This is a genomic window from Streptomyces sp. NPDC059853 (genome assembly GCF_042731495.1).
GTDB lineage: Bacteria > Actinomycetota > Actinomycetes > Streptomycetales > Streptomycetaceae > Streptomyces.
Genome location: NZ_JBHWJL010000033.1, coordinates 21,799 through 30,075, shown reverse-complemented (window position 1 = coordinate 30,075; position 8,277 = coordinate 21,799). Strand labels below are relative to the sequence as shown.

General features: G+C 73.1%; 6 protein-coding genes. 2 read left to right on the top strand and 4 right to left on the bottom strand.

Annotated elements, in window-relative coordinates; all coding sequences use genetic code 11:
* Positions 1–2: 2 nt before the first annotated feature.
* Both ACFV5N_RS06220 and ACFV5N_RS06215 read right to left on the bottom strand, forming a co-directional pair.
* Positions 3–683: a response regulator transcription factor gene (locus ACFV5N_RS06220; protein WP_026047089.1), complete on the bottom strand. Its 681-nt coding sequence runs from the start codon at positions 681–683 to the stop codon at positions 3–5.
* Positions 680–1,999 carry a sensor histidine kinase gene (locus ACFV5N_RS06215; protein ID WP_385594735.1) on the bottom strand — a complete coding sequence of 440 codons (1,320 nt, stop codon included), beginning with the start codon at positions 1,997–1,999 and terminating at the stop codon, positions 680–682. The genes ACFV5N_RS06220 and ACFV5N_RS06215 overlap by 4 nt, the downstream gene beginning before the upstream one ends.
* A 227-nt stretch (positions 2,000–2,226) precedes the next feature.
* Here ACFV5N_RS06215 and phoU point away from each other — a divergent pair, with 227 nt between their 5' ends.
* Positions 2,227–2,904 carry a phosphate signaling complex protein PhoU gene (gene phoU, locus ACFV5N_RS06210; protein WP_385594732.1) on the top strand — a complete coding sequence of 226 codons (678 nt, stop codon included), beginning with the start codon at positions 2,227–2,229 and terminating at the stop codon, positions 2,902–2,904.
* Between the two features lie 441 nt (positions 2,905–3,345).
* Here the strand turns inward: phoU and ACFV5N_RS06205 are convergent, their stop codons facing one another.
* Both ACFV5N_RS06205 and ACFV5N_RS06200 read right to left on the bottom strand, forming a co-directional pair.
* Positions 3,346–4,656 (bottom strand): sensor histidine kinase, encoded by a 1,311-nt coding sequence (locus ACFV5N_RS06205; protein ID WP_385594729.1) that lies wholly within the window; start codon positions 4,654–4,656, stop codon positions 3,346–3,348.
* A 55-nt stretch (positions 4,657–4,711) separates the two neighbouring features.
* Complete coding sequence (locus tag ACFV5N_RS06200; RefSeq protein WP_385594727.1) at positions 4,712–5,470, bottom strand: phosphoglyceromutase; 759 nt, start codon at positions 5,468–5,470, stop codon at positions 4,712–4,714.
* Between the two features lie 82 nt (positions 5,471–5,552).
* On the opposite strand from ACFV5N_RS06200, the gene ACFV5N_RS06195 reads away from it, so the two are divergent.
* The gene (locus ACFV5N_RS06195; protein WP_385594724.1) at positions 5,553–8,240 is read left to right on the top strand and encodes a SpoIIE family protein phosphatase; all 2,688 of its coding nucleotides are present in this window, start codon (positions 5,553–5,555) and stop codon (positions 8,238–8,240) included.
* The last annotated feature ends 37 nt before the right edge of the window (positions 8,241–8,277 follow it).

Here is an 8,277-nt window from a genome sequence, read left to right as displayed (position 1 = left end):
GATCAGGGCTCGAACTTGTAGCCGAGGCCGCGCACCGTCACCAGATAGCGCGGGGCCCCCGGGTCGGGCTCGATCTTCGCCCGCAGCCGCTTGACGTGCACGTCCAGGGTCTTGGTGTCCCCGACGTAGTCGGCGCCCCACACCCGGTCGATCAGCTGCATCCGGGTGAGGACCCGCCCGGCGTTGCGCAGCAGCATCGCCAGCAGGTCGAACTCCTTCAGCGGGAGATCCACCTTCCGGCCGTCGACGGTCACCACATGGCGGTCGACGTCCATCCGGACCGGCCCCGCCTCCAGGGCGGCCGGGCTCTCCTCCTCCGACTCGCCGCGCCGGCGCAGCACCGCGCGGATGCGCGCCACCAGCTCGCGGGACGAGAACGGCTTGGTGACGTAGTCGTCGGCCCCTATCTCCAGGCCGACGACCTTGTCGATCTCGCTGTCCTTGGCGGTCACCATGATCACCGGGACGTTGGAGCGGCCGCGCAGCTGGCGGCAGACCTCGGTGCCGGGCAGCCCCGGCAGCATGAGGTCGAGCAGGACCAGGTCGGCGCCGTTGCGCTCGAACTCATCCAGCCCATCGGGGCCCGTGGCCGCGGTGGCGACCTCGAAGCCTTCCTTGCGGAGCATGTACGACAGGGCGTCGCTGAACGACTCCTCGTCCTCTACGACGAGCACTCGGGTCACGGGAGTGCCTCCCGGGCAGGATCGTTGGTGCGGGTGGCTGCCGGCTCCTCCCCCGCCGCGGGGGCGGGGAACTCTGCCGGTTTGTGCAGGGTGCCGGACAGGCCCCGGCTGCCCTCGCGGGCGGTCGTGCGGGCCTGGAGGCGCTCTTGTGCGCTGCCGGGTTCCGGCAGCCGCAGGGTGAAGGTGGAGCCCTGTCCCTCGGCGCTCCACACCAGGACCTCCCCGCCGTGCGAGGCGGCCACGTGTTTGACGATCGAGAGCCCCAGGCCGGTGCCGCCGGTGGCACGGGAGCGGGCGGGGTCCACCCGGTAGAAGCGTTCGAAGATGCGCTCCTTGTCGCTGTCGGGGATGCCGATGCCCTGGTCGGTCACGGAGATCTCGATCAGATCGCCCTGCCGGGTGGCGGTGCGGGCACCGGCGATGGCCACCCGGGTGTGCGGCGGGCTGTAGTTGACGGCGTTCTCGACGAGGTTGCCGAGGGCGGCGGCCAGCTTGCCACGGTTGCCCCAGACGGCCAGCCCGGCGGTGCCGCCGGAGGCCATGGTGATCCGCTTGGTGCCGGCCTGCTGGCGGCAGCGGTCCATGGCCTCGGTGACCAGTTCGTCCACCGGCACCAGCTCGGCGTGGGTGAGCGGGTCGTCGTCCTGCACCCGGGAGAGGTCGATCAGCTCCTGGACGAGGTTGGTGAGCCGGGCGGCCTCGTTCTGCATGCGGCCGGCGAAGCGGGTGACCGCCTCGGGGTCGTCGGCGGCGTCCCGTACCGCCTCGGAGAGCAGGGAGAGCGCACCGGCCGGGGTCTTCAGCTCGTGGCTGACGTTGGCGACGAAGTCGCGGCGGACCGCCTCGATGCGGCGGGCCTCGGTGAGGTCCTCCACCAGCAGCAGCACCAGGCGCGAGCCCAGCGGCGCGGAGCGGGCGGAGACGGCGAGCACGTCGGGGCGGCCCAGGTTCTTGCCGGGCCGCTGCGGGACCTCCAGCTCGACCTGGCGGATCTCGCCGTCGCGGCGGGTCTGCCGGGCCATGGCGAGCATCGGCTCGACGGCGAGCCGGCCGCCGCGCACCAGGCCGAGGGCGTACGCCGCCGAGCTGGCCTTGAGGACGGCGTCGGACTCGTCGATGACGACCGCCGAGGAGCGCAGCACGGAGAGCACCGTGTCGACGCCGGGCGGCAGGGTAGGGATCTCGGGGGCGAGGTGGGCGCCGCGCGGTGGGCGCGTACGCTCGCGCTCACTGATGCGGAAGGCCAGCATGGCGATCACGCCGGTACTGAGCCCGGCGATCGCGGCCACTGCGGCCACCGCCGCGTTCACGTCCATATCCTCAGGTTATGCGGGGCTTGACCGTGGACCACAGGGATGGATGAAGATGCTCGTCGGCAGTCCCGCGAGTGTTCACCTTCCCGACAGTCGCGGTTCACTCTGCGGGGCCGGACCGGCCGTCTTGCGGGCGGAGTGTGGCACGGGAGACACAAGGCAACGGCCGCGACAGCGGCCGGGTACGTACACCGAGGCTCGGGCGCTCGTCCGGGGGAGGACTATCCGTCATGCGTGACGCTTATCACGAGGAACTGGACGCGATCAGCGACACGCTGGTCGAGATGGCGCGGCTGGTGGGCTCCGCGATCGGGCGGGCCACCACCGCGATGCTGGACGCCGATCTGAAGCTCGCCGAGAGCGTGATCGACGCGGACGACCGCATCGACGAGATGCAGCGCGACCTGGAGAACGGCGCGATCGCGTTGCTGGCGCGGCAGCAGCCGGTGGCCACGGATCTGCGGATCGTGGTGACCTCGCTGCGGATGAGCGCCGACCTGGAGCGCTGCGGCGACCTGGCCGAGCATGTGGCGAAGGTGGCCAGGCTGCGGTTCCCCGACTCGGCGGTGCCGCGCGATCTCACGGCGACCATCCTGGAGATGGGGCAGCTGGCGCAGCGGCTGATGGCCAAGGCGACCGAGGTGCTGCTGACCAAGGACGTCGAGCTGGCGATGCAGCTGGAGCAGGACGACGACGAGATGGACACCCTGCACCGCACCCTGTTCCGGCATCTGATGGACGACCGCTGGCAGCACGGCGTGGAGACGGCGGTGGACGTGACGCTGCTGGGCCGCTACTACGAGCGGTTCGCCGATCACGCGGTGTCGATCGCGCGACGGGTGGTGTACCTGGTGACGGGTGAGCACGCGGACGAGTTCGCGCCGGAGCCGGAGCCCGAGACGGCCTGACGGGGCGCGTTCCGCAGTGGCCGGGCGCTCGCGGTTGCGCCCCCCTGCGCCCCGTTGACGGCCGGGCGGCGGCGGGTTTCCCATGGAGGGGCACCGGTGTGTGGAAGGAATCCCTGCTGCCCAGGAGGCACCCCATGGCGAACCGTCCCGCGACCGCATCGACCGCCGCCGCTTGTTCGTGCGGCTCTGGCTGCTCCTGCGGCTGCCAGAACGGCGGCTCCTGCCAGTGCGGCGGCTGCTGACGGCCGTACCGGCCAGGACACAGCCAGCGCACAGCGTTCTCTGACCCCGGCGCGGGCCCGGCTTCGGCCGCGGTTCCGCGCCGGGGTCATGCGCGCGCACGGACGGCGGGGGCCCGGACCGGACGGCGAACGGGGGGACGCGGCAGGGCTGCGCCGCCGGGCCGGGGCCGTCCGGCAGCGCCCGTCCGCGCGCGCGGGTTCAGGCCGCAGGCCAGGGCAGCTTCGCGACGAGTTCGAAGGCTCCGCCCGTGGTGCCGTGCTGGAGGCTGCCGCCGTCCAGGGCGACGCGTTCCTCCAGCCCGGCCAGCCCCGCCCCGGCGCCGGGGATGCGGGCGCCCGCTTTCGTGACCGGCAGCGGATTGCGGACGCGTACCGTCAGGCCCTGCCCGGGGGCGCCCACCAGCGACACGGTGATCGGCGCGCCGGGTGCGTGCTTGCGGGCGTTGGTGAGCCCTTCCTGCACCACCCGGTAGACGGTGCGCTGCACCTGGTCGCGCAGTCCGTCGGCGGCGCCCTCCGCGTACTTCTGGTCGAGGACCACGCGCTGCCCCGCCCGGACCGCCTCCGCGACCAGCTCGCCGATCTCGGAGATCCGGGGCTGCGGCCGTCCGCCGCCCTCGGTGAGCGCGCCCGTCCCGGTGCCGCGCAGCACCGTCAGCACCTCGCGCAGTTCCTCCAGCGCCTGGTGCGCGTTGTCCCGGATGACCTGGGCGCTGTCGCTGACCTCGGACTCGGTGAGCGGCTTGGCGGTGCCGCCCGCCGAGCGGCCGGTGCGGTAGGCGAGCGCTCCGGCGTGCACGGAGAGCAGCGAGATGCGGTGGGCCAGGACGTCGTGCATCTCCCGGGCGATGGCCTCGCGCTCGGCGCGGCGGGCGTCCGCGAGCCGGCGGGCGTGCTCGGCGCGCTCCCGGCCGGCGTCCTGGCGCAGCCGCTGGACGAGCTGGCGGCGGGCGCGGGTGGCGGTGCCCCAGGCGTAGAAGATGAACAGGTAGCCGAGGACGAAGAAGACATCGCCCCAGCCGGCCTGCTCGTCGGGGAGGCTGATCCAGATGAAGTAGGGGATCGCCAGCACCGTGTAGAGGGCGATGACGGCGAAGGCGCGCCGGGTGGGCAGCCGCAGCGCCGTGCTGAGGATGACGGCGCCGAGCGCGCCGAAGGCGCTGGCGGAGAGGGCGCCGACCGGCCCCATGAAGAGCGCGAGGGCGAACGGGTAGCGGCGCCGGAACCACAGGGCGAAGCAGCTGATCAGCCCGAGCGGTGGGTCGATGGCCAGCAGCCAGTGGGGCACGTGGCTCATCTCCGGCAGCAGCACGAAGACCATCAGCAGCCACATGAGGAGCGCCCAGCCGAAGACGGTGAGGTCCACGGCCCAGTCGCGCGGGGTACGGCGCGGCCGGCGGGCGGTGCCGCCGGGGGCGGCGTCCGCCGGGTCGGTCAGCAGGTCGCCGGGGAGCAGCCAGCGTTGCGGCCGGGTGAACCGGCCGCTGACGCCGGCCGCTGTCTCGGTCATGTCATCGAGCGTAGGCGACCGGCGGCGGAAACCACCGGGCGTCCGTACACCTGTACTACTTCTTGCCCTGGTTCTTCACGGCCTCGATGGCGGCGCGCGCGGCCTCCGGATCGAGGTAGCGGCCACCGGGGGTGAGCGGGCGGAAGTCGGCGTCCAGCTCGTACAGCAGCGGGATGCCGGTGGGGATGTTCAGGCCCACGATGTCGGCGTCGGAGATGGCGTCCAGGTGCTTGACCAGGGCGCGCAGGCTGTTGCCGTGCGCGGTCACCAGCACGGTGCGGCCGGCGGCCAGGTCCGGGACGATGCCGTCGTACCAGTACGGCAGCATCCGCTCGACGACGTCCTTCAGGCACTCGGTGTCCGGGCGCACGTCGGAGGGGATGTGGGCGTAGCGCGGGTCGTCGGCCTGCGACCACTCGGCGCCGGCGGCCAGCGGCGGGGGCGGGGTGTCGTACGAACGGCGCCACTGCGTGAACTGCTCCTCGCCGAACTCGGCGAGGGTGGCGGCCTTGTCCTTGCCCTGGAGCGCGCCGTAGTGCCGCTCGTTCAGGCGCCAGGAGCGGGCCACCGGGATCCACGCCCGGTCGGCTGCGTCGAGGGCGAGGTTGGCGGTGCGGATGGCGCGCTTGAGGAGGGAGGTGTGCAGGACGTCGGGGAGCAGCCCCGCCTCCTTCAGCAGTTCGCCGCCGCGGACGGCCTCCTTCTCCCCCTTGTCCGTGAGGTTGACGTCCACCCAACCGGTGAACAGGTTCTTCGCGTTCCAGTCGCTCTCGCCGTGGCGGAGCAGGATGAGCTTGTACGGTGCGTCGGCCATGTCCCGAAGCGTAGACGGCCCCGGGGAGGGGGCAGCTTGTGGGGTGATCTGCTTCTGCACCATATTGGTGCAAAGTGGAGGAATGACGGCATTCTCCCGGGTCAGGAACGCGGCACGCGACGGCGGACGGCTGGCGTCCCTGCGGTCGGCGCTCGGCGTCCGCAGCTTCGTCGGGCAGATGTTCCTGCTCCAGGTGGTGACCGTCCTGCTGCTGGTGACCGCCGCCGCCGTCACCATCTACATCCAGATGGACCGCAACCAGCGCGCCGCCGCCTTCAACCGCACCCTCGCCGTCGCCACCACCTTCGCCAACTCCCCCGGCCTGGTGGAGGCCATGCGCTCCCCCGACCCCACCGCCCTCCTCCAGCCGCACACCGAGGCCGTACGCGAGGCACTCGACGCCGGCGCCGTCGTCGTCCTCAACACCGCCGGCATCCGCTACACCCACACCGACCCCTCCCTCATCGGCGAACACTTCGTCGGCGACGTCGAGACCGCCCTCACCGGCCGGATCGTCCAGGAATCCCTCGACGCCCCGCTGGGCCCGGCCGTGCAGAGCATCGTCCCGGTGCGCGACGAAAGCGGGGCCGTCATCGGCGCCGTCGCCTGCGGCATCCAGGTCGAGGCCATCACCGTGAACTTCTCCGCCCGGGTCCCGCTGCTGGCCGGCGCGCTCGGCGCCGTCCTGCTCACCCTGGCCGGCACCGCGTTCGTCACCCGCCGGCTGCTCAAGCAGACCCGGGGCCTGGGCCCCTCCGAGATCACCCGGTTGTACGAGAACCACGACGCCGTCCTGCGCTCCGTCCGGGAAGGCGTCGTCATCCTCGACGGCGACCGGCGGCTGCTGCTCGCCAACGAGGAGGCCCACCGGCTCCTCGAACTCCCCGAGGACGCCCAGGGCCGCCTCCTCGGCGACCTCGGCCTCGCCCCCGCCACCACCGAACTGCTGGCCTCCGCCCGCGAGGCCACCGACCAGGTGCACCGCTTCGGCGGCCGGCTGCTCGCCGTCAACCACCGCCCCATGGACCTGCACGGCGGCCCGCCCGGCTCCGTCACCACCCTGCGGGACTCCACCGAACTGAGCGTCGTGGCCGGACGCGCCGAGGCCGCCCAGCGGCGGCTGCGGCTGCTGTACGAGGCCAGCGTGCGGATCGGCACCACCCTGGAGGTGGTGCGCACCGCCGAGGAACTGACCGAGGTCGGCGTACCGGAGTTCGCCGACTACATCACCGTCGACCTGGTCGACGAGGTCATGCACGGCGCCGAACCCGTCGCCAGCGGCACCCGCATGCGCCGCGCCGCCACCCGCGGCGTCCGCGAGGACCACCCGCTGTACGTGACCGGCGGCGGCGTCACCCTCGACACCACCTCCGGGGAAGTACGCGGCCTGCTGCTGGGCCACGCACGCGCCGAACGCGACCTGGCCGGCACCACCTGGTGGCGCGCCGCCGACCCCGACCACGCCAGGGCACTCCTCGACCACGGCTTCCACGCGCTGATCTCCGCCCCGCTGCACGCGCGCGGCGTCGTACTCGGCGTGGTCAACTTCTGGCGCACCGGCACCTCCCCCACCTTCTCCGACGAGGACCTGTCCCTCGCCGAGGAACTGGCGGCCCGCACCGCCGTCTGCGTCGACAACGCCCGCCGCTACGCCCGCGAACACACCATGGCCGTCACCCTCCAGCGCAGCCTGCTGCCCAGCGCGCTCCCCCGGCAGAACGCCCTGGAGGCCGCCTCCCGCTACCTGCCCGCCCAGGCCGGGGTGGGCGGCGACTGGTTCGACGTCATCCCGCTCTCCGGCACCCGGGTCGCGCTCGTCGTCGGCGACGTCGTCGGGCACGGACTGCACGCGGCAGCCACCATGGGCCGGCTGCGCACCGCCGTGCACAACTTCTCCGCCCTCGACCTCACCCCCGACGAACTGCTCGGCCGCCTCGACGAACTGGCCACCCGCATCGACGAGGACGAGGCCGCCGAGTACGGCGCGGGCGCCATCACCGGGGCCACCTGCCTGTACGCCGTCTACGACCCGGTCGACGGCAGCTGCGCGCTGGCGCGGGCCGGCCACCTGCCGCCCGCGCTCGTCCTGCCGGACGGCACCGTACGCTTCGCCGACCTGCCGGCCGCGCCACCGCTCGGCGTCGGCGGCGTGCCGTTCGAGACGACGACACTCGACCTCCCGGAGGGCAGCCGGCTCGTCCTCTACACCGACGGCCTGGTGGAGAGCCGCACCCGCGACATCGACGGCGGCCTGGACCGCCTGCGGGCCGCGCTCGCCGCCTCCGGCCCGGGACCGGAAGAGACCTGCGACACCGTCCTGGACCGGCTCCTCCCCGACCGCCCGGCGGACGACGTGGCCCTGCTCGTGGCCAGAACCCGGAAACTGGCCGCCGACCACGTCGCGAGCTGGGACGTACCCGCCAACCCCACGGCGGTGGCCCCGCTGCGGGCCGCGGTCAGCCGGCAACTGGCGGACTGGGGCCTGGACGAGACGGCGTTCATCACCGAACTCATCCTCAGCGAACTGATCACCAACGCCATCCGCCACGCCTCCGCCCCCATCCGGGTCCGGCTGCTGCGGGACCGCGCGCTGATCTGCGAGGTCTCGGACGGCAGCAGCACCTCACCGCACCTGCGCAATGCCACCGACACGGACGAGGGCGGCCGGGGCCTGTTCCTCGTCTCCCAGTACGCGGACCGCTGGGGCACCCGGTACACCCCCGAAGGGAAGGTCATCTGGGCGGAACAGCGGCTGCCGGAGGACGACTGAGGCGCGACCGGCGGACAGCACCGGCCGGGCCCGCGGG

What these genes read in the sequence shown, in the direction of transcription:
- ACFV5N_RS06200 (WP_385594727.1), bottom strand. Translation starts at nt 5,470, where the DNA reads ATGGCCGACGCACCGTACAAGCTCATCCTGCTCCGCCACGGCGAGAGC.
- ACFV5N_RS06195 (WP_385594724.1), top strand. Translation starts at nt 5,553, where the DNA reads ATGACGGCATTCTCCCGGGTCAGGAACGCGGCACGCGACGGCGGACGG.
- ACFV5N_RS06215 (WP_385594735.1), bottom strand. Translation starts at nt 1,999, where the DNA reads ATGGACGTGAACGCGGCGGTGGCCGCAGTGGCCGCGATCGCCGGGCTC.
- ACFV5N_RS06205 (WP_385594729.1), bottom strand. Translation starts at nt 4,656, where the DNA reads ATGACCGAGACAGCGGCCGGCGTCAGCGGCCGGTTCACCCGGCCGCAA.
- phoU (WP_385594732.1), top strand. Translation starts at nt 2,227, where the DNA reads ATGCGTGACGCTTATCACGAGGAACTGGACGCGATCAGCGACACGCTG.